21 protein-coding genes are annotated in these 21,178 nt (G+C 34.1%); 3 read left to right on the forward strand and 18 right to left on the reverse strand.

Features of this window, described 5'->3' with window-relative positions:
- Nucleotides 1-4: 4 nt before the first annotated feature.
- Nucleotides 5-571 (reverse strand): aminoacyl-tRNA hydrolase, encoded by a 567-nt coding sequence (pth, locus tag BMX09_RS03080; protein WP_089746239.1) that lies wholly within the window; start codon nucleotides 569-571, stop codon nucleotides 5-7.
- A gap of 280 nt (nucleotides 572-851) precedes the next feature.
- Here pth and BMX09_RS03085 point away from each other — a divergent pair, with 280 nt between their 5' ends.
- The gene (locus BMX09_RS03085) at nucleotides 852-1,868 is read left to right on the forward strand and encodes a hypothetical protein (protein WP_089746240.1); all 1,017 of its coding nucleotides are present in this window, start codon (nucleotides 852-854) and stop codon (nucleotides 1,866-1,868) included.
- Between the two features lie 151 nt (nucleotides 1,869-2,019).
- On the opposite strand, the gene BMX09_RS03090 is transcribed toward BMX09_RS03085, so the two are convergent.
- The 6 genes from BMX09_RS03090 to glmU all read right to left on the reverse strand — a co-directional run bounded on the left by BMX09_RS03090 (nucleotide 2,020) and on the right by glmU (nucleotide 8,713).
- Nucleotides 2,020-2,988, reverse strand: coding sequence for an L-lactate dehydrogenase (locus BMX09_RS03090; protein ID WP_089746241.1), 969 nt, complete (start codon nucleotides 2,986-2,988; stop codon nucleotides 2,020-2,022).
- A 269-nt stretch (nucleotides 2,989-3,257) separates the two neighbouring features.
- On the reverse strand, nucleotides 3,258-4,229 hold the full coding sequence (locus BMX09_RS03095; protein WP_281242662.1) for a metal ABC transporter substrate-binding protein: 972 nt from the start codon (nucleotides 4,227-4,229) through the stop codon (nucleotides 3,258-3,260).
- Between the two features lie 10 nt (nucleotides 4,230-4,239).
- Complete coding sequence (locus BMX09_RS03100) at nucleotides 4,240-5,067, reverse strand: metal ABC transporter permease (protein ID WP_089746243.1); 828 nt, start codon at nucleotides 5,065-5,067, stop codon at nucleotides 4,240-4,242.
- Between the two features lie 15 nt (nucleotides 5,068-5,082).
- On the reverse strand, nucleotides 5,083-5,796 hold the full coding sequence (locus BMX09_RS03105) for a metal ABC transporter ATP-binding protein (protein ID WP_089746244.1): 714 nt from the start codon (nucleotides 5,794-5,796) through the stop codon (nucleotides 5,083-5,085).
- Between the two features lie 357 nt (nucleotides 5,797-6,153).
- The gene (locus tag BMX09_RS03110) at nucleotides 6,154-7,134 is read right to left on the reverse strand and encodes a ribose-phosphate diphosphokinase (protein WP_089746245.1); all 981 of its coding nucleotides are present in this window, start codon (nucleotides 7,132-7,134) and stop codon (nucleotides 6,154-6,156) included.
- A 205-nt stretch (nucleotides 7,135-7,339) separates the two neighbouring features.
- Entirely contained in the window at nucleotides 7,340-8,713 is a 1,374-nt protein-coding gene (glmU, locus tag BMX09_RS03115) for a bifunctional UDP-N-acetylglucosamine diphosphorylase/glucosamine-1-phosphate N-acetyltransferase GlmU (protein ID WP_245711119.1), read from the reverse strand.
- Between the two features lie 149 nt (nucleotides 8,714-8,862).
- Between glmU and BMX09_RS03120 the strand changes: the two genes are divergently transcribed.
- Entirely contained in the window at nucleotides 8,863-9,990 is a 1,128-nt protein-coding gene (locus tag BMX09_RS03120) for an NAD(P)/FAD-dependent oxidoreductase (RefSeq protein ID WP_089746247.1), read from the forward strand.
- A 167-nt stretch (nucleotides 9,991-10,157) separates the two neighbouring features.
- On the forward strand, nucleotides 10,158-10,541 hold the full coding sequence (mscL, locus tag BMX09_RS03125) for a large conductance mechanosensitive channel protein MscL (protein ID WP_089746248.1): 384 nt from the start codon (nucleotides 10,158-10,160) through the stop codon (nucleotides 10,539-10,541).
- Between the two features lie 53 nt (nucleotides 10,542-10,594).
- Here mscL and rsmI read toward each other — a convergent pair whose 3' ends face one another.
- The 11 genes from rsmI to BMX09_RS03180 all read right to left on the reverse strand — a co-directional run.
- Complete coding sequence (rsmI, locus tag BMX09_RS03130) at nucleotides 10,595-11,482, reverse strand: 16S rRNA (cytidine(1402)-2'-O)-methyltransferase (protein WP_089746249.1); 888 nt, start codon at nucleotides 11,480-11,482, stop codon at nucleotides 10,595-10,597.
- Nucleotides 11,475-11,801: a GIY-YIG nuclease family protein gene (locus BMX09_RS03135; protein ID WP_089746250.1), complete on the reverse strand. Its 327-nt coding sequence runs from the start codon at nucleotides 11,799-11,801 to the stop codon at nucleotides 11,475-11,477. Before BMX09_RS03135 ends, rsmI begins: the two co-directional genes overlap by 8 nt.
- Nucleotides 11,791-12,552, reverse strand: coding sequence for a tRNA1(Val) (adenine(37)-N6)-methyltransferase (locus BMX09_RS03140; protein WP_089746251.1), 762 nt, complete (start codon nucleotides 12,550-12,552; stop codon nucleotides 11,791-11,793). The genes BMX09_RS03135 and BMX09_RS03140 overlap by 11 nt, the downstream gene beginning before the upstream one ends.
- Nucleotides 12,553-12,643: 91 nt before the next feature.
- Nucleotides 12,644-12,988, reverse strand: coding sequence for an initiation-control protein YabA (locus BMX09_RS03145; protein ID WP_089746252.1), 345 nt, complete (start codon nucleotides 12,986-12,988; stop codon nucleotides 12,644-12,646).
- Between the two features lie 19 nt (nucleotides 12,989-13,007).
- Complete coding sequence (locus tag BMX09_RS03150; RefSeq protein ID WP_089746253.1) at nucleotides 13,008-13,835, reverse strand: PSP1 domain-containing protein; 828 nt, start codon at nucleotides 13,833-13,835, stop codon at nucleotides 13,008-13,010.
- 28 nt (nucleotides 13,836-13,863) lie between these two features.
- Nucleotides 13,864-14,817: a hypothetical protein gene (locus BMX09_RS03155; RefSeq protein WP_089746254.1), complete on the reverse strand. Its 954-nt coding sequence runs from the start codon at nucleotides 14,815-14,817 to the stop codon at nucleotides 13,864-13,866.
- 11 nt (nucleotides 14,818-14,828) lie between these two features.
- Nucleotides 14,829-15,158 (reverse strand): cyclic-di-AMP receptor, encoded by a 330-nt coding sequence (locus BMX09_RS03160; RefSeq protein WP_089746255.1) that lies wholly within the window; start codon nucleotides 15,156-15,158, stop codon nucleotides 14,829-14,831.
- Between the two features lie 17 nt (nucleotides 15,159-15,175).
- Nucleotides 15,176-15,823 (reverse strand): dTMP kinase, encoded by a 648-nt coding sequence (gene tmk / locus BMX09_RS03165; protein WP_089746256.1) that lies wholly within the window; start codon nucleotides 15,821-15,823, stop codon nucleotides 15,176-15,178.
- A gap of 310 nt (nucleotides 15,824-16,133) precedes the next feature.
- Nucleotides 16,134-19,610 (reverse strand): hypothetical protein, encoded by a 3,477-nt coding sequence (locus tag BMX09_RS03170; RefSeq protein ID WP_089746257.1) that lies wholly within the window; start codon nucleotides 19,608-19,610, stop codon nucleotides 16,134-16,136.
- A gap of 241 nt (nucleotides 19,611-19,851) precedes the next feature.
- Nucleotides 19,852-20,055, reverse strand: coding sequence for a hypothetical protein (locus BMX09_RS03175; protein ID WP_089746258.1), 204 nt, complete (start codon nucleotides 20,053-20,055; stop codon nucleotides 19,852-19,854).
- A 347-nt stretch (nucleotides 20,056-20,402) separates the two neighbouring features.
- On the reverse strand, nucleotides 20,403-21,178 hold a 776-nt coding region (locus tag BMX09_RS03180), incomplete at its 5' end, for an RNA-guided endonuclease InsQ/TnpB family protein (RefSeq protein ID WP_089746259.1).

Genomic DNA, 21,178 nt, shown 5'->3' on the forward strand with positions numbered 1-21,178 from the left:
TCATCTATTTGCGATTAAAACGATTCATCGTCTTCGTAAAATCATCATGCTCTAACCAATCACTAATCACATCGACTGCTGTTTTAACCGATAAAATCACATCTTCTTGCTCTTCTTTAGGAAATCCAGATAACACATGACTAACAACAGTACGCTTACCTTGAGGACGTCCTACCCCTACTTTGATACGCTTAAATTCTTGTGTACCTAAACATTCAATCATACTCTTAATGCCATTATGACCACCAGCACTACCTTTTTGACGCAAGCGGATACGGCCAACATCAAGATCCATATCATCATAAACCACAATCAGATCTTCTACTGGAACTTTAAAATAATTCAAAATCGGTCTCACCGCTTGACCTGATAAATTCATAAATGTTTGCGGCTTAACAAATAATACTTTTTCTCCATTAATTATTTCCTCAGCATATACTGCATCAAACATTGCTTTATTAAAGTCTAAATGGTGTTGGTATGCCCATTCATCAATTGTCATAAAGCCAATATTATGTCTATTATCTCTATATTGACTACCAGGATTACCTAATCCAACTACTACTTTCATTTCCTAACCACCTTTTCTAGTCCTTCTGTATGCATATTATATCCTATCACTAATCTGAGTAAAAATACAATGATATTAAGATTATCTCAAGATAAATACTCTCACGAATGAAAGAACCTATTTCTAGGACATTTTTCAAGATATTTTATTATTTTTGAACAAAATTAGTATATTTTTTGGACATAATCGTGTATAATACAGTTATAAAATAATATATATGTACAAAATATGACGTTATCTCATTTTTTTAATAGCACCTTATTGTGAAAGGAGGGAGAAAATGCTAAAAAAAGTGATTCAAACATTTAAAGCAGCTTCTACAGCTGGACAAATTTGTGCTTTTTCAATATTATCTATTATCATAGCTACAAATGCTGCTGTAGGTCGGGTATTTATCACTCCATATGTCTCTGATCAACTATTCCCATTAATTGTTCAAACTGATGATGTTGACACTTCTGTCCATTCAGATCTTTTATTAGCAGATAAGTCTCGTTCATCATTAGAAATTAGTGCTAATAATCACCATACCATAACTCAAGAAGAAAAATTACCGGAAAATGACCATATGGTGGTAGTTGCTTCACTAAATTCTGAAGCAAGTTTCTTCCATTCAAAACAACCAATTGCACCACTAACAACGGTTCAAGCACAAGTGCTCATTCCGGAAATCAAGAATCCTGAAATTGTGGAACCTGAAGTAGTCGTTCCTGAAGTCGTGAAACCTGAAATTGTGGAACCTGAAATTGTGGAACCTGAAGTAGTCGCTCCTGAAGTAGTGGAACCTGAAATTGCAGAACCTGAAGTAGTCGCTCCTGAAGTAGTGAAACCTGAAGTAGTCGCTCCTGAAGTCGTGAAACCTGAAATTGTGGAACCTGAAGTAGTCGTTCCGGAAGTAGTCGTTCCGGAAGTAGTCGCTCCTGAAGTCGTGAAACCTGAAATTGTGGAACCTGAAATTGTGGAACCTGAAGTAGTCGTTCCTGAAATTGTGGAGCCTGAAGTAGTCGTTCCTGAAGTCGTGAAACCTGAAATTGTGGAACCTGAAGTAGTCGTTCCTGAAGTCGTGAAACCTGAAATTGTGGAACCTGAAATTGTGGAACCTGAAATTGTGGAACCTGAAATTGTGGAACCTGAAGTAGTCGTTCCTGAAATTGTGGAGCCAAGTCTTCCTATTGATTCAGAAGTAATTACTTTACCAGATTATTTTTGGCCTGATATTTCTGAAATTATCACAATCCCAGAATTTATCTTTCCAGAAATGCAACAGCCCGACTTTATCTTTACAATAATTCCCTAACACCAATCTGAAAGAGAGAAGCCGTTTCTCTCTTTTTTGTATCTAAAAACCACGCACAAATCCCCTCATTCCAAATACTCCCCCACCATCCTTTTCAATGCATAAAAAAACTGGCTGAAGTGATTAACCTCAACCAGTCTAATAATATAAATTATTCGTTTTCTAATTGTTCAAAAGCTTCATCAATAATAGCTTTTAATGTTTTAGCTGAATGTTCCATTTTTTCTTGTTCAGCAGGTGCTAAAGGAATTTCAATAACTGATTCAATACCATTACGTCCAATAACAGCTGGAGCTCCGATATATACATCATCTAATCCATAATGTCCTTCTAAATAAACAGATAATGGTAAAATAGCTTTTTCATTATTTAAGATTGCTTTAGTGATACGTGCTAAAGTGGCACCGATACCATAGAAAGTTGCTCCTTTTTTCTTAATGATTTCATAGGCTGCATCACGTACTTGGAAGAAAATTTCAACCATTTTTTCTTCATCAACTTCTGGATTTTGTTTAACCCATTCATAAATTTGTAACCCACCAATATTAGCGTGTGACCATACTGGAAATTCAGTGTCTCCATGTTCTCCTAAAATATATCCGTGGACGTTACGAGCATCAACATTTACTAATTCAGCAATTGCTTGACGGAAACGAGCACTATCTAATGCTGTACCTGAACCAATAACACGTTCTTTTGGTAAGCCTGAGAATTTCATTGTTGCATATGTTAAAATATCAACTGGGTTCGCTGCTACTAAGAAAATACCATCAAAGCCGCTTGCCATAATTGGCTCAACAATCCCTTTTAATATACGTAAATTTTTATGTACTAAATCTAAACGTGTTTCACCTGGTTTTTGTGGTGCTCCAGCTGTAATACACACAATATCAGCATCTGAACAATCTTCATATGAAGCTGCATAAATTTTCTTAGGTGAGTTAAAAGCTAATGCATGTGATAAGTCTAATGCGTCACCTTCTGTTTTCTCTCGTGCAATATCAATAATTCCTAACTCTTCAGCAATTCCTTGTAATACTAACGCATATGCATAACTAGAGCCAACAGCACCATCTCCAACTAAGATAACTTTTTGTTTAATACTTTGATCTTTTTTCATTCTTAGTTCCCTCCTTAAAAATATGAATATTAATTAACAGTTACATTATAACACCCTTCTAAAAACGGCAACGCTTACAGTGCTCACAACTGACATAAAACTTTTTTATTAGTGATTTATAATGAACATTTACTAGTTATATTTATTCCACAATATTTTATACATAAAAAAAAAGACAAATCACCAGATACCTCTCGATAAGTTAAGCATGGGAGAAAGTATTTTCGAAATATCCGGATTTGTCTCTTTTGTCAGTAATTAGGCTACTATTATTGTGCTAAACCTTCTGAAATTTTATCTAGGTTCCATTTCATCATAGAGTAGTAGCTGTCTCCATTTTCACCTTCATTGGCAATTGAGTCAGTGAAGATTTTTTCGTAAATTGGAATACCTGTTTCATTAGAAATAGTTTTCATTGGGCGATCGTCAACACTTGTTTCAACGAATAATGCTGGAACTTCTGTCTCGTTTAATTTGTTTACTAAGTTTGTAATTTGTTCAGGGGTTCCTTCTTCTTCAGTGTTAATTTCCCAAATGTATGCTGATGGTACGCCATATGCTTTAGAGAAGTATTTAAAGCAACCTTCACTAGTTACGATTAATTTCTTCTCTGCTGGAATAGCATCAAATTTTGATTTAGCTTCTTTATCTAATTTATCTAATTTAGCAACATATTCTTTTAAGTTTGCATCATAGAATTCTTTGTTTGCTGGATCTTTTTCACCTAAATGTTTAGCAATATTTGTTGCATAGATGATACCATTTTCGATATTTAACCAAGCATGAGGATCTTCTTTACCTTGTTCGCTTTCACCTTCTAAGTAAATAACGTCAATGCCATCACTAACAGCAAAATAATCTTCATTGGCTACTTTATTTGCGTTTTCAACTAATTTAGTAAACCAAGCATTACCACCTGTTTCTAAGTTAATCCCATTATAGAAAATAACGTCTGCACGAGATGTTTTTTGCACATCTTCTGGTAATGGTTCATATTCGTGTGGATCTTGACCTACAGGAACGATTGAGTGTAAATCAATTTTGTCTCCTGCAATATTTTTAGTCATATCGTATAAGATAGAGTTAGTTACCACAACTTTTAATGGTTCTTGTTGCTCTGTTTGTGGTTTTGGAGTATCTGATGATTCTCCTGTATTTGTTGTACTTGGGCTACATGCAACTAATAAAAACCCTAACATAATTGTTACTATAAATTTAAAACTACTCATAACCTTTTTCATTCTTCTAATCTCACTTTCTGATAAAATTTTGTTTTGGTGATATAAAAAAACTGATTAAGAACAAGACTGCTGATGTAATAACAATACTTGAACCTACTGCAATATTAAAACTATATCCAATAAACAACCCTAAAAACGATGAAAATGCTCCGATAATTGATGATAACAGTACCATCGTTTTCAAACTTTTAGCGTATAAAAATGCTGTTGCTGCCGGTGTAACTAACATAGCTACAATTAAAATTGTCCCAACACTTTGCATAGCTGTTACCGATACTAATGTTAATAAAAACATTAATAAATAATGATAAGCTACAACATTCATCCCCATCGCTTGTGCCATTAATGGGTCAAATGAAGTAATCAATAATTCTTTAAAGAACAAGACAATCATTACTGCAACAAATACTGCCATACCAATCGTAATATATTTGTCGATATCTTGTACCGCTAATACATTACCAAATAAAATATGGAACAAATCGGTTGAGCTATTGGCTACTCCGATCAATATCACCCCCAAGGCTAAAAATGAACTAAAGGTAATCCCAATAGCTGTGTCTCCCTTAATCACGCTATTACCTTTAATAAACTCAATAATAAAGGATGCTAAGAACCCAAATACTAAGGCTCCAATAAAGAAATTAATCCCTAAAATATACGATAATGCCACCCCAGGCAATACCGCATGTGAAATAGCATCACCCATTAAAGACATTCCTCTTAAAATAATAAAACACCCTATCATACCTGATACTGCACCAATTACTACAGATGTAACTAATGCATTTTGCAAGAAATGAAATTCCTGCAAACCTTCTATAAAATTCGCAATCATTTTTCATTCCTCCTATTATTCAACAAATATCTTTTCTCCATAAGCTTCTTTTAAGACAACTTTATTGAAGACTTCTTCTGTATTACCTACTGCAATTAATTTTTTATTTAAAATAATGACTTGATCAAAATATTGCTTAACCTTCCCTAAATCATGGTGAACAATCACAATTGTTTTGCCTTGTTTTTTTAAATCATTTAAAATGCTAACAATAATCTGTTCACTCACTAAGTCAATCCCCACAAAAGGTTCATCTAGGAAAATATATTTCGTATCTTGCACTAAACAACGCGCTAATAAGACACGTTGAAACTGTCCGCCAGATAATTCACCAATTTGACGCTTTTTAAAATCGACTAAACCAACCATTTCTAGCGCTTTATGGACATCATCCCATTCTTTTTGCCCTAATTTTTTTAAAATCCCTACACGAGAATAAGTCCCTAAAGACACACATTCTTCTACTGTAATTGGAAAAGTGAAATCAATCGCACTTTTCTGTTCAACATAAGCCACATCTTTTAATTTTTTTCGTGAATCGACACCATCGATAGTAATCATACCTTCACTTCTAATAATATGTAAAATAGCTTTTAATAATGTTGATTTACCTGCTCCATTTGGTCCGATAATTCCTGTAATCGTTGGACCTTCTAATGAGAAGCTGATATTTTCTAATGCCTTTACTGAGTTTTGATAGATAACACTCACATCACGACATTCAATCATTGTATCCCTCCTTTAGATCTTTACCATACCCTTTATAAATTAGGTTACCCTAAAGACCTCCTATAAAAATTAGGTTAACCTAAAAAGTCATTTCTGTCAATACATTTCTTGTCAATTTTTACAAAAAACTAACTCTTGCAGTTCAAAATACGATAAAATTTAGGATAAGTAACCTTTGTTATCGCTTCTTTCGTTTATAAAATCTACTAATAATGCATATTTCATCTAATAATATTGGCATCTTTCTAGCACTACTAACCCCTAGTTTCACTTCATCCACATGATTTAACAAAGAAACATTATATACAAAAAAAAGCATTGAAGATAATCTTCAATGCTTTTTTACACCATTCCCTATTAGTCAATCATTTTAAATTTTTCAATAAATAATGGGCTAACTGAACGATTTTCATGAATACGGCGGATTGCTTCTGCCATTAATTGTGATACACTAATTTCTACAATTTTACCACCACGTTTTTCTTCTGGTAAATTAATAGAATCTGTTACTACTACTTCTTTAATAACTGAATTATTAATACGTTCTAATGCTGGGCCAGATAATACTGCATGTGTACAACAAGCATATACTTCTGTAGCTCCTGCATCTTTAATAGCTTGGGCTGCTAATGTAATCGTACCTGCAGTATCAATCATATCATCAATTAATACAGCTACTTTACCATTAACATCACCAATAATATTCATTACTTCTGCAACATTTGCTTTTGGTCGACGTTTGTCAATAATCGCAATTGGAGCATGTAAGAATTCAGCTAATTTACGAGCACGTGTTACCCCACCATGGTCAGGTGATACAACAACGATATCTTTTTCTTTGAAGTGATTTTCTAAGAAATAATTAGCTAATAATGGTGCACCAAACAAGTGATCTACTGGAATATCGAAGAAACCTTGAATTTGTGCGGCGTGTAAGTCTAATGTTAACACTCGGTCTGCTCCAGCTTGTGTAATCATATTGGCTACTAATTTTGATGTGATTGGCTCACGCGATTGTGCTTTACGATCTTGACGAGCATAACCATAATATGGCAATACAACATTGATAGTCTTAGCACTTGCACGACGCAATGCATCAATCATAATTAACAACTCCATAATATTATCATTTACTGGAGATGAAGTAGATTGTAACACATAAACATGCGCTCCACGAATACTTTCATCGATATTAATTTTAATCTCTCCATCACTAAAATGAGTAACAGATACCTTCCCTAGTTCAATGCCTAAATCAGATGCAATTTTCTCTGCTAAAGGACGATTTGAACTTAATGCAAATAACTTAAATTTTGGATCGGAATAATGTTCCACCAGAATAACCCCCGAATTTCATTTTTTTATATATCTACTCTTATAATAATATGTTTTGTTGCATTTTTGAATAGCAAAAAGCACTTTTTTTTACTTTAAATATTACATTTCCTTTACAGTTTCACTTTTTAGTAGATGTTAACGCTTTTTTTCGCTATGAAACAAGAAATCCATTTACATTTTTTGTAAATGGATTTCTTGATAGTTATTATTTCTTCATTCCTGGTAATTTATTCGCATATTTTTCTTTAATTTCTTGTCTTGAACGTCCGATTGCTAGAGCCTCTTCAGGAACATCTTTTGTAATGGTTGAGCCTGCTGCAATAAAAGCATGATTGCCTACTGATACTGGCGCAATAATGTTTGCATTACAGCCAATAAAGACACCATCACCAATTTTTGAGCGATGTTTATTTTTACCATCATAATTCACAAAAATAGTTCCACAACCAACATTAATATCTTGACCTAAATCAGCATCACCAACATAAGTTAAATGACCTACTTTAGTTCCTTGTGCTAAACTAGCATTTTTAACTTCAACGAAATTCCCAATATGAACGTTTTCACCAATTTCTGCTTTTGGACGTAAATGAGCAAACGGTCCAATATTACTACCTTTTTTCATTACTGAATCTTCTAAATTAGAAGAAATCACACGAATATTATCTTCTAAAATCGAATGACTAATTACTGAGTGCGCACCGATGAAACAATTTGACCCAATCTTCGTATGACCTTTAAGAATAACATTTGGTTCAATAACTGTATCAGAGCCAATCATAACACTATCTTCAATATATGTTGTTTCTGGATCAATCAATGTAACACCTTGCATCATATGATACTGATTAATGCGTTGACGCATAATTTTTTCAGCTTTTGATAAAGCAATACGATCATTAACCCCTAAACCTTCATCAAAATTAGACATTTGATAAGCCGCTACCATGCCACCGTCTTTTTTTATAATTTCCAATACGTCTGGTAAATAATATTCGCCTTGTGCATTATCATTTCCAACACGGTGCAATGCTTCAAATAAAGTTTGATTATCAAAGCAATAAGTTCCTGTATTAACTTCTTGAATTAATTGTTCTTCAGGCGTTGCATCTTTTTGTTCTACGTTTTTCACTACATAACCATCTTCTGAACGAATTACACGTCCATAACCAGTTGGATTTTCTGCAAAACCTGTTAAAATAGTTGCTTTTGCCTGTAATTTTTGATGCGTTTTAATTAGTTGATTAATCGTTTCTTCTGTAATTAATGGCGTATCACCACATAAGACGATTGTTGTACCTTCTTTATCACCTAATACACCCTCTGCTTGTAATACTGCATGTCCTGTTCCTAATTGTTCTTCTTGTAAGGCATATTGACAACGATCTCCTAGTACATCTTGCACCATTTCAGCCCCACAACCAACAATTGAGACAATCTCATCAGCATTGGCCTTTTCCAATTTTTCAACTACATGTTCTACCATTGGCTTACCACAAACTGGATGTAACACTTTATATAATGAAGATTTCATTCGAGTTCCTTTACCAGCTGCTAAAATAATTCCAAAACGTTTCATTTTCATTTCTCCTCAGATTAATTCATTTTAAACTAAAAATTTTCTATACACGCTTTATACTAGCTTACATTAAGTAATTTTTCAATCAAATTCTGATTTTGTGGTATAATGAGCATGTCAATAAATAAAAATAGAAAGTAGGTTATCCGATGAAACAGAAAAATATTGCCATTATTGGGGCAGGAATTGTCGGTTCAACAGCAGCCTTCAAATTAGCTAAAGCAGGCATTAATGTTACTGTTTTCGATGAAGGTACTGGACAAGCAACTGCTGGAGCAGCGGGAATTATTTGCCCATGGTTATCACAAAGAAGAAATAAAGAATGGTATCACCTAACATCTACTGGCGCAAGCTATTATCCTCAATTAATGGCCGAACTTGAAAAAGAAAATATAGCAGAAATCCCCTATAAACAAGTCGGTACTTATGTCTTTAAACATAAAGAACAACAATTAGAAAAACTATTAAAAATCGCTCAAAAACGGCGTGAAGATGCTCCGATGATTGGTGACTTAAAAATTGTTACAAAAGAAGAAATCCAAGAAAAAATCCCTGGTTGGCAAGGACAAGATGGCGCTGTTTTTTGTAGTGGAGGTGGTCGTGTTGATGGTAAATTATTAACCGAGGAACTACTAACATTAGCCAAAAAATACGGTGCAACCATTATCCGTAAAAAAGTTAGCTTAACATTATATAAAGAACGAATTTTCGTTGTAAACGATGGAGAAATGCAAGAATTCGACCAAATCATCTTAGCAACTGGCGCATGGTTAAAAGAAATCTTGAGTCCCTTACCATTATCAGTCGATGTTCGTCCACAAAAAGGGCAATTAATCGAAATACAAATGGATACTACCAAATACTACACTGATAACTGGCCAGTTTGTATGTTACATGGGGAGATTGATTTTTTACCATTCCATAATGGACGTATTATTGTTGGGGCAACTCATGAGAATGATAAAGGTTTTGATTTAACACCTGATAAAGAATTGCAAAATCATATGTATGAAGAAGTTATTAAACTATACCCAGGACTAAAAAACTATCCAATTGATCGTGACCGCATCGGAACTCGTGCCTATACATCAGACTTTGCACCATTCTTTGGCCAATTAGCTGATTACCCACAATTATTAGTAGCAAGTGGCTTAGGCTCATCTGGCTTAACTTCTGGAGCATATATTGGTGAATTATTAAGTCAAGTCGCACAAGGTACTACACCTGATTTCCCATGCGAAAACTATAATCCAGCTAATTATATTCACAAAAAATAAACATGAACTTTAACAACTTAAACACAATACCACAAAAATGTTGACTTACACATTTTGAAAACAGATTATTTGACTGAAAAATGTATAAAAAATGTAATCATTTGTAATTTTCAAAAAAATAGATTATACTAGTCAAGTATCTCAAAAAGTACGAAAGGAAGTCGACTATGTTAAAAGAATTTAAAGAATTTTTAATGCGTGGTAATGTGATTGATTTAGCAGTAGCTGTTGTTATCGGTGGAGCTTTCCAAAAGATTGTTTCAGCGCTTGTAACAGCTATTATTAATCCAATTATCGCAGCTATCTTCAATGCTGAAGCAATCGCTAAAGTTGTTTGGACAATTGGTTCTGTTAATTTAGGTGTTGGTGAATTAGCCGCAGCTATTATTAACTTTCTGATTGTGGGAGCTGTTTTATTCGTTGTTGTTAAAGCAATGAATACTGCTCAAAATTTACGCAAAAAAGACGAAGAAGTTGTTGAAGAAGTACCTGCTACTCCTACAACTGAAGAGTTATTAGCTCAAATTCGTGATTTATTAGCGGACAAATAATAAAAAACTATCAAATCCACCTCAAAATGGTTTGATAGTTTTTTTGTATACTGTTATTGATGAATAATGGAATAGACTTCTTGCTTACGTAAAGAGCGATCTTTCGCAACTTTTTTAATCGCATCTTTTTGACTTAAACCATCTGTATCAATTAAATGTTGGACATGTTCTTCGATTGATAATGCTAATAATTGTTCATCATCCGAATTATCGGCAATTGATTGTAAACTTTGCGCAGTTTTGGCACCAATTAAAATACAGCATTCACCTTTCAAATCTTCCTCATGAACTAATTCAACTAATTCCTCAGCCGTACCACGAATGAACTCTTCATATTTCTTCGTTAATTCACGGCATAATACCACTTCTTGCTCACGACCATAGACTTCACTAATTTGATTGAAGCATTCTTTCAAGCGATATGGTGATTCATAAATAATAACCGTTTCCGGGCGACTCTTTAATAATGCTAATTGCTCTTTACGCTCACGTTTTTGACGACCTAAAAATCCATAGAAATAAAATGGTTGTGGCACTAAACCTGATGCAATTAAAGCAGTAATCCCAGCATTAGCCCCCGGTAATGGAACAACCGTAATATCTTGTTCAATACAGGCTTGAACTAATTCAAAACCTGGATCACTAATTGATGGTGTTCCCGCATCACTTACTTGCGCAAATGTTTTCCCTGACTGTATCATTTCAATGACTTGTGGAATCCGTTCTCTTGTATTATGCTCATGGAAACTCATTTGTGATGTATTAATGTCAAAATGATTTAATAACTTTTGTGTATGTCTAGTATCTTCCGCTAAAATAATATCAACTTCTGCTAAAGTACGGACTGCTCTAAAAGTCATATCTTCTAAATTTCCAATTGGTGTTGGCACTAAATATAAACACCCCATTACATCTGGGGAAAAACTCTTTTGTCTATTCATCTTTTCCACTCTCCTCTAACAGCTCAATTACTGGTTTTTGTACTTTTTCTAAATCTATTTGATGCTCTTTTAAAAAAGCTATCTTCTTTGATCGTGTCTGTTTTTTAAAGGCAGCTTCAGCTTTTAAGGCACTGCTTTTATCAAGGTATTCCTTAGCAAATAATAATCTAACTGGACGACGAATCTTCGTATATTTGGCACCCTTTCCGGCATTATGAGTCTTTACTCGACTTAAAAAATCTGTACTATAACCAGTATATAAAGTCTGATCTTTACAATAGACAATATACATATAGTGACTCTTTTTATTATTCGTCATCGGCTTCACCAAATAACACCTGCTTCAGCTCGCTCGTATAGTCACCTTGTTCATCAAAAACTACTAATTCCGGCAAAATACGCATACCTCCTAATCCACCATCTTTAATAAATTCAATCAGCATAATATTACTCTCTTTCCCTTTTTTAGGGCTAACAAATTGCACACGTTTTGGTTCCAAACGATATTTGCGTGCTAAAATAATTATATCTGCCATACGATCAGGACGATGAACCATATACGCTTTCCCTTTCATCTTCAATAAACCGCTCATTGCTTCTAATAATTCTTCTAAGGGCAAGGCTACTTCATGACGAGCCAAAGTGTAACTATCTAATTTGTTGGTTAAATTCTTCTTAGCCACTTTAAAATATGGTGGATTACACGTAATTACATCCACTGAATCCTTCGCAATAACACCTTTCAGCTCCCTTACATCTGCTTGTAAAAACGATACTTTCTCTTCTAAATTGTTCATTGCTACCGTTCTTTTTGCCATATCTACTAAAGCACTTTGCAATTCTACCCCTAAAATTTTATTCTTAGTTTTAGCTGTTAATAAAAAGGCTACCGCCCCATTTCCTGAACATAAATCCACAACAACACCTTTTTTTGTACGAGGTAAACTAGCAAAATCTGCTAACAACACCGCATCTAACGAAAAAGAAAAGACCTGACTACTTTGAATAATTGAAATACCCTCACGTTCCAAACGATCAATGCGTTCCCCTTCTTTTAATTCTATCTTCATTATTTCCCCACCTTTAACATCATTAAAAAAAGCAAATCTTCATAGGTATTATACCATAGATAGATTTGCTCTGAAAAATAGTCTATAAATCCTATTCACCATACAAAATATCTGTACAAAACATACATTCTTCATCATTTTCACGACGCTTACCATAATATAAATTACAAATATGGAACCCTTCATGATAAATATTTTCTAAGTTTAATAATGATTTACTCATTGATGACTCAATTTCTTGACCTTCTATAATGATTTCATCAGGCTCTTGCAAGCTATCTAAACGATCTTTTAAATGTTTATTTTCCATTGCAAGATTATGATTTTCTTCCATTAAAGTAACTAATTCCCCTTCTAATTGGGTAATTTCTGCAAGTTGTTCTGTGGCTGATTCTTTTAATCTTGCTAATCGATCTAATACCTCACGATTTTGCATATCGACACCTCATCTTTATTTAATTCTCATTTTCTGTGACTCTAACCATACTTTTATCAAATTCATTGAAATAATAATCGACTTTTTGGCGGGATTCAAATACAAAGACGGTAATCACCATTTCCAAAATATTTAAACCAACAACTTTGCCACGGCCGTCTGGAGTATCAATCTCACGACCAATATCAGGCATTTTTTTACGAATCTCTTCATAAGTCTCATTCTCAAAACTCAAACAACACATTAAACGCCCACAAATCCCTGAAATTTTAGTTGGATTCAATGATAAATGCTGCTCGCGGGCCATTTTAATGGATACTGGTGTAAAGTCGCCTAAAAACGATGAACAACATAGCTGGCGTCCACAAATTCCAATGCCACCAACGATTTGCGCTTCATCACGCACACCGATTTGACGTAATTCAATACGTGTATGATAAATTGCTGCTAATTCTTTAACTAATTGACGGAAATCAACTCTGGAATCAGAACTAAATTTAATCATTAAACGTTCACGCATCAAGGTATACTCCGCAGAAATCACTTTCATTGGTAATTCTAAGTTTTCGATAATTTCTCTTGTTTTAATGACAATATCTTTACAATCCGCTTCATTCTTAGCTATTTTTTTCAAATCAATCTGATCGACCAGACGTTTAATCTCTTTTTTGTTTTCTAAATAATCATCTTCTTGAATATCGCTACGAACACACTTTACCATAGCAATCTCTAACACCTTATTACGTTCTATAACTAATTGGTCATCTACTTGAACTGGAAAATTTGGAACTTGATAATAAAAAATATCTCCAAATGATTCAAATGTGACTCCTATTGCTTTTTTCATCTTTGCTCACCTTTCTATTGCATGCTTATCAATTTGGCAGACACCATTCTTCTAAAATACCTTGTACGCCAACATTTGATTGCTGCATTTTCATCGCCTGATAGACTTTTTCGATTTTCATTAACCAATATTGTGTGGTAGTTTTACTAGCTAATGCTTGATAATCGTTCAGTTTTTCTGGTTGGATTAATTGGTCAGCAGTTTTTTCACATACACATAACATATCTCGACAATAAAATGCGATCATTTCTAATAATTGCTGTTCTTGCTTTTTGTTTTCTAAAATAGGTTTTAATTTTGTTTGAACCATCATAAACGCTTGGGGGTAATACTCCACTGAACGGATAAACCATTGCCAACTTTCTTGCTTCAAACTAATAAACGATTCCGACTCAGCTAAATCAATCGCTTCTGATTCTGACTGGGTTAAATACGAAATAAACTTCGCCAATGACTCATGTACTCCCTTTTCCATCAACTTCTCTTCAAACTGCTGGCTACTCGTAGGAATCACCCGCACCACTTGACAACGTGATTGAATAGTTGGCAAAACCTTAGCAACATTCTCAGTTAATAAAAAGAAATACACTTCCACAATCGGTTCTTCCAAAAATTTTAATAAGCTATTACTAGCTCCTAGCGTCATTTGATCAGCTTGATGTAAGATACATACTTTTTTAGAGCTTTCCATACCACTTGTTGCTAATCGCTGACGTAATTCACGGATCTGGTCTACCTTAATTGACTGTCCATCCGGAAAAACTTCCACCACATCCACTAAATGATTATTAGCCACTTTCACGCATTGCGGACATGTTAGGCATGGTGCTTCTCCCTCTTGACGATTCTCACAATATAATGCTTGGGTAATAAATTGAACTAATTCTCGTTTACCGCTACCTTTCATCCCATCAATAATATAAGCATGCACTAAACGCTTATGATCAATAGTCTTAATAAAGGCTTCCTTCAAATAATCCATTTCTATCAATCCTAGAATCTAAAGAATGACTCAATTGGTACAACAAAGACAGTCGCTCCACCAACTTGAACTGGAATTGGAAATGACATACTTGAATCCATTGCTGTATCCAAATGCATTGGTAGTGTTGTATATTGTTCACGTGATTGACAATTTTCACGAATAATATCCAATGCTTCCTCAACACGTTCTTCTTCAATCCCAACTAAAAAAGTTGTATTACCTGCACGTAGGAATCCTCCTGTTGTTGATAATCTTGTTGCACGAATATTCGCATCAACAAATTCATCACCTAATACATGTGCATCTTTATCTTGTACAATCGCAATAATTAATTTCATCTTAATACCCCTTTCTATTATTTATCAAAAAATTGTGGGAATTTCTCTACAATACTATTATAACATTTTTCTACCACTTCTTCGATAGGCGCCGTAGCATCTACCACGATAAATCGTTCTTTTTCTTCAGCTACTAATGCTAAGTAACCTTGACGTACTTTTTGGTGAAACGCTAAACCTTCTTGATCTAAACGGTCAAATTGTCTTTCACCACGAGCTTTATAAATTCTTTCCAACCCTACTTCTGATGGCACATCTAAGTAAAGGGTGATATCTGGTCGTAATCCTGCTGTAGCAAATTGATTCAATTGACGAATTTCTTCTACACCAATACCACGCGCAACGCCTTGATAAGCAACTGAGCTATCAACAAAGCGATCACAAAAAATCATATCTTCATTAGCTAAAGTTGGTAACACAATATCGGTTAAATGTTGTCGACGAGCCGCCGCATATAAAATGGCTTCTGTACGAACATCCATTTCTTGATGATTCACATCTAAAATAATGCCCCTAATACTTTCCGCAATATTGCTACCTCCTGGTTCTCTTGTTGAGATAATATTTTTAGTTGTTTTTGCTTGTAAACGAGGAAGTAATTCCTTAATAACGCTTGTTTTTCCTGCGCCGTCTGGTCCTTCCATTGTAATAAATAATCCTACCACAAGATCCCCTCATTTCTTCTATATTTCTTAATATATTTACCCTTCATTATACGATACATTCACCCCTTTTGACTATCGATTTCACCTATCTTTCTAGAATTTATTAAAACAAGTATAAAATCTTTTTAACTGTCATTTAAGGAATTACTTAATTGGTAATCTTATTACATCATAATATCTGTATGAACCAGAACTTCCCTACTACATCTTTACCACTTACTAGATTCGTCCACTGCTTCATGCACAAAAAAAGAGACTAAGCTTTTGCCTAGTCCCTTTATTATTATTTAGTTATCATTATTAAAAATGACTATTTTTTCCAATAACCATTTGAACCTACATAATAACCATTCACATATTGTTTACGAGCATAACGGCCATCTTCTTTTATGAAGCACCAACCTTTGCCATCATAAACCCATTCATTACTTGCCATATCGCCCCATTGTTTTAGGTAATATTTGCCAACCCATTCATCATGTGCGTATGTACCGTCTTTATGAATATAGTACCAGTGACCATTATCGTAATACCAGCCATCTGTAGCCATTTGACCATATTGTGTCAAGAAGTAGCCATCTACCCATTCATCATGTGCATATGTACCATCTTCGTGAATATAGTACCAGTCACCTTTATCATAGTACCAGCCACCTTTAGCCATTTGACCATATTGTGTTAAGAAGTAGCCATCTACCCATTCATCATGTGCATATGTACCATCTTCGTGAATATAGTACCAGTCACCTTTATCATAGTACCAACCATCTGTAGCCATTTTACCATATTGTGTTAAGAAGTAACCACTAACCCATTCATCACGAGCGTATTTACCATCAGCTTTTAAGTAATAGTCGCCTTTGTAATTATCATCGTGAATCCATTGTGATGTTACTTTTTCGCCATCTTGATAGTAGTAATCGCCATCCCAACCTTGTTTTACAATTGGTTTTTCTGGAGCTACTGCTTTTTGTAAAGTACCATTATAGATAGCATTAGTTACCCAGCGGTAGAAGTATTGTGAGTGCATTCTGTGTGTTGGATCCCCAGCATATACGAATAATGGGAAGTCTTTGAATGTTCCTTCGATAGCCATTGTTTTATTAGCTAAAACTTCATTACCTGGCCACCAACCAGTTTGGAAGTAATCTTTGTCATTAACTTTAACAACTTCATTAAATCCTTCTGGTGTAGCATTAATCCAGCTACCTGATGCACTATATAATAAGTCATCTGCAGTATAACCATTAGAGTATACATTATCAGTATCAATAGTTACATGCATTAAACCTTCATGTGAGTAACCAGTTGCTTCTGCATCAAAGCCATCTAAGATTCCTAAATCTTCTAAGTTAGCCATTGCAGTACCACCAAGAACGATAACTGGTTTGTTACCAAACATTTTTTCATCATAACGGTGATCTTCTAAAGCAATAATATCAGCAGCTTCTGGATCGTCTACTACTGTAAAGCCAACTTGTTCTAATGCCATGTAAGTAGATGTTGGTAATTCAGCACCAGCCCACCATGCGTTTTGTTTATTAACATATACTTTAATATCATTAGCGATACGAGCATCTGTTAATGATGAGTAGTCTGTTAGAGGTTCAGCTACAACAGATACATTTGCTTTTAATTTATTAAGAGTGTCTGCTGACATTGCAAAACCATTTTCAGTGAAGTAAATAGTTTCACCTTGTTTCAATAAATCATTCACTTCTTTAATAACATAAATAGAGTTATTAGCTACTTGATAGTATTCACCTTCTTCAATTGCTGCTTGTGGTGCATCTGTATGAGATACTTCACCTAATTTGCCATCTAATTCTTTAGCTTTATCTTTATAGATTGGAGTAGATTCAAATCCACGCATTTCTGGCATGTCCATAACTACTTCAGCATACATCGCTTTCCAAGCAGATTCATCGGCGCCATCATATAGACAGTAGTTTGCATAGCCACGTTTAGCTTGAGCCATATCAACTACTAAGTCACCTTTCTTGAAGCCGTCAACATCTTCTGTTAATTGTTTTAATTCAACACCATTACGAGCGAAGTATTCAATCATTGCGTAAGATTGTTCCACATCATATTTCTTAGATGGTGTCATTGAAATTACATAATAATCTGGGAAGAATTGTCCATCTACTTTATTAGGACGTCCTACTACTTCACCTTTTGGACCTACTAATTGATTTTCAGCATCTTGGGATTCAACTTTATTAACACCACGAGAATAGTATTTCAAGCGATTTTCAAAGACTAATTTACGGTTAGTATTTAAGTAATCAATACTACCAAATAATGCATTAACCCCTGCTTTAAATGATTCTTCATTACCTTGAGGGATTTCCATTGTATGAGCTAAGATACCATGGTACAAGCCATATACACCAGTGTAACCAGCGAAGGCGTCATCCCAGCCATCTCCCCAATAGTGTTTAGGAATCATAAATCCTTCATATTTAGAAGCATGTAATCCTGCACGACCTAAGTGACGAGCGTGGTCAACTGATGAGTCAGCAAAGATATCATATTCAAAGTTAGGATCATGTGGAGGTGTTGATGGTTCGATTAAGTATTCTGATACGAAACCATGAACATCCACGATTGAGATTGGATTCCATTTATTGATTTGTGCAATAGTTGCTCTTGGTTCTGGGTTCACTTGATAACACGCATCACGGTTAGGGTCCATACCATTAACTAATGTACGGAAGTTTTCATAGTCGCCATCAGGGTTTTCTAAGAATGTAAATACAAAGATAAAGCGATCTAATAAATCTTTTACATTTAGCGTTACTGTTCTTGTTGCGCCTAATTCTTCAATTTGTGGATTACCATCTTCGTCATAATAACGTTCCCCACCACTTACATATGTTTCAAAAGTAATGGTATCTTTTGTAGCGATTTGTTTGAACGCTTCTGTTACCACGTCAGGAGCTGGTTGTTCATCAGCGTGAGTATTGTGAATATAGATTGGTAATTTATAATCTAATTTATCTTCTTGTAATAATTTTAATAAATCGTCTGGAGTAGCTAACATATCTTTACCAGTACCATTTAAGTAACCATCAATTGATGCTTGGTCTTTAGCAACAATTCCCATTGGAATATCACGACCGCGTAAAGTTGTACCGATCTTTTCAATTTTAACTAAACGATCTGTTGCATTTTCTGCATAGTTATAGACTTCTTTTTTACGTTCTTCGGCAGTACGATAGCCATCATATGGACGTAAATTAATTGTTTTAGTAATCACTACATTACCATCAGCGTCTTTAGCTTGTAATGTATACTCACCAATCCAGTGACGATATGTACGACGGATATTACCATATGCTGCACGTTGGCTTAAATCTTCACCAAATAATGAGTCAACATTAATTGTAACAGTTGATTCATTTTCATCGCCAGTAGTTTCTACAGTAATCCATTGACCACCTGTAAAACCTCCACCTTTTTTTAATAACCATTTTTGCCAATCTGCTAATGGTTTTTCTTCTTTTACTTCACCTTCAATAGTTTTACCAGATAAAGTCCAATTTAAATTAGCAGCAGTCTTAGCGTCTAATTTGATAGTTTCCGTTGTTTCATTAGCTAAAGTCATATAATCTGTGACTGGCGCCAATTGAAAGACGCCTTGGTTAGCCTCAATAACAGTTGCCACTGTTGGTTGAGCTACTGCTTCCTCTGCTGAAATGATTGGAGCATTCATTGCTGCAATTGATAATAAACACGATGCTGACAGCGTTAAAAATGCTTGCTTTTTGATAGTCTTGTTCATTTTTGTCCCCCCGTTTTGTGTTATTGATTATTCAAGAAATATTTCTAAAATTGTCGGTGTTTCTAAAGCTTTAAATACATTTATATAATAACCCTATTACCATTTTTTGTAAACGCTTTATAAATATTTTATCATATAATTTTCATTTTTTTAGGAGATTTTTAAGATATTTTAATCGAATTCTTACAAAACAAAAAAACTAAAGGTTTTCCACCTTTAGTTTTTTTGTCATTTTACCAATTTATGATTCAAGCCATTCTTTTTTTATATTATTTTTAATTTTTTTCTCATCTTCTAATTCTGATGTTAATTTAGGCATCATAATAAAACAATCCCCAATATTATCTAATTCATAATCTTCTAATTCAGCTTGTTTTTTTATATCTTTAGGAACTTCTACTTTTTCACGTTTAAATAAATCTTCTTTTTTTACACGAATTGCCATCTCAAATCCCCCTTATAATTGTTAATTTAATGATACTCCATCTACTAGCGATAGACAACCAAGAAATTACATACCTCCCTTTATTTTTTCTTTTATTTTTGACTAAAAAACAGATTAACGAAAAATTTTTCAAAAGGGCATTTGCCTCAAAAGAATCATATGATTTTTCTTATTATATAGTCTTGTTTATTTATGTTTAGTGAACTACACACTAAGCTAAAGCTTAGGTGCTTCTTGTTTCGTCCTCTCCTGCGTTTCCTAATCTAATTGATTATTCCTCCGTCTTACAAAAAGTCCACAAGCGTATAAGTTTGGGTAGTTCCTACCCTACTATACTCTATTTTTTATTATGCACTCATGAGGATTCTAAGTCCTTCGTTTTTTATATTCAGTGCAGCGTTTATATCTCTATCTAACTCAAGACCACATTCACAACAATATGTTCTATCAGTTAGGTTGAGATGTTTTCTATTGCCACAATGGCTACAAATTTGACTCGATGGATACCATTTATCTACTTTTACTAAGTATTTACCTCTATCCAATAATTTATACTCAAGCATCGTTTGGAATAGTCCGTATCCATTGTCTAATGTTGCTTTCCCATTACCGAACCCTTTATTTGACATAGCTTTCATATTAAGTGATTCTATACACACGACTTCATACAAGTTGGCTATCCTTGTTGATTCTTTATGTAAGAAATCTAGTCTTTGGTTCGATATATGTCTATGTAATTTCGCTACTTTTTTTCTTGCTTTCTCTCTATTATTTGACCCTTTCTCTTTTTTTGATAATTGTCTTTGCAACTTAGCTAATCTTTCATGTGATTTTCTATAATATTTAGGACTTCCACACATATTTCCTTCGCTATCTGCGTATAATCCATCTGATTTGTAATCAAGTCCTATTATTTTATCTGTGATTTCTACTTTACTTACTTCTTCAGCATATTCAAATAACACACTGACATAATATTTATTGTCTTTTTCTTGGCTGATAGTTGCTGATTTTAGTATCCAATTTTCATTTGGTTTTCTATGTATTTTAGCTTTTACTTCTTTTAATTTAGGTAATTTTATACTTTTATCATTTAGGGTAATGGAGCCTTTCTGGTTATTTG

It is taken from the genome of Granulicatella balaenopterae (genome assembly GCF_900111135.1).
In the GTDB taxonomy this organism is placed as follows: domain Bacteria; phylum Bacillota; class Bacilli; order Lactobacillales; family Aerococcaceae; genus Granulicatella; species Granulicatella balaenopterae.

Excerpts from the sequence above, each read along its gene's own strand:
- BMX09_RS03095 (WP_281242662.1), bottom strand. The coding sequence starts at position 4,229 with ATGAAAAAGGTTATGAGTAGTTTTAAATTTATAGTAACAATTATGTTA.
- BMX09_RS03090 (WP_089746241.1), bottom strand. The coding sequence starts at position 2,988 with ATGAAAAAAGATCAAAGTATTAAACAAAAAGTTATCTTAGTTGGAGAT.
- BMX09_RS03135 (WP_089746250.1), bottom strand. The coding sequence starts at position 11,801 with ATGACGAATAATAAAAAGAGTCACTATATGTATATTGTCTATTGTAAA.
- BMX09_RS03160 (WP_089746255.1), bottom strand. The coding sequence starts at position 15,158 with ATGAAATTAATTATTGCGATTGTACAAGATAAAGATGCACATGTATTA.
- glmU (WP_245711119.1), bottom strand. The coding sequence starts at position 8,713 with ATGAAACGTTTTGGAATTATTTTAGCAGCTGGTAAAGGAACTCGAATG.
- BMX09_RS03155 (WP_089746254.1), bottom strand. The coding sequence starts at position 14,817 with ATGGATTATTTGAAGGAAGCCTTTATTAAGACTATTGATCATAAGCGT.
- mscL (WP_089746248.1), top strand. The coding sequence starts at position 10,158 with ATGTTAAAAGAATTTAAAGAATTTTTAATGCGTGGTAATGTGATTGAT.
- BMX09_RS03105 (WP_089746244.1), bottom strand. The coding sequence starts at position 5,796 with ATGATTGAATGTCGTGATGTGAGTGTTATCTATCAAAACTCAGTAAAG.
- BMX09_RS03150 (WP_089746253.1), bottom strand. The coding sequence starts at position 13,835 with ATGAAAAAAGCAATAGGAGTCACATTTGAATCATTTGGAGATATTTTT.
- BMX09_RS03085 (WP_089746240.1), top strand. The coding sequence starts at position 852 with ATGCTAAAAAAAGTGATTCAAACATTTAAAGCAGCTTCTACAGCTGGA.
- rsmI (WP_089746249.1), bottom strand. The coding sequence starts at position 11,482 with ATGAATAGACAAAAGAGTTTTTCCCCAGATGTAATGGGGTGTTTATAT.
- BMX09_RS03175 (WP_089746258.1), bottom strand. The coding sequence starts at position 20,055 with ATGGCAATTCGTGTAAAAAAAGAAGATTTATTTAAACGTGAAAAAGTA.
- BMX09_RS03120 (WP_089746247.1), top strand. The coding sequence starts at position 8,863 with ATGAAACAGAAAAATATTGCCATTATTGGGGCAGGAATTGTCGGTTCA.
- BMX09_RS03140 (WP_089746251.1), bottom strand. The coding sequence starts at position 12,552 with ATGAAGATAGAATTAAAAGAAGGGGAACGCATTGATCGTTTGGAACGT.
- BMX09_RS03170 (WP_089746257.1), bottom strand. The coding sequence starts at position 19,610 with ATGAACAAGACTATCAAAAAGCAAGCATTTTTAACGCTGTCAGCATCG.
- pth (WP_089746239.1), bottom strand. The coding sequence starts at position 571 with ATGAAAGTAGTAGTTGGATTAGGTAATCCTGGTAGTCAATATAGAGAT.
- BMX09_RS03145 (WP_089746252.1), bottom strand. The coding sequence starts at position 12,988 with ATGCAAAATCGTGAGGTATTAGATCGATTAGCAAGATTAAAAGAATCA.
- BMX09_RS03100 (WP_089746243.1), bottom strand. The coding sequence starts at position 5,067 with ATGATTGCGAATTTTATAGAAGGTTTGCAGGAATTTCATTTCTTGCAA.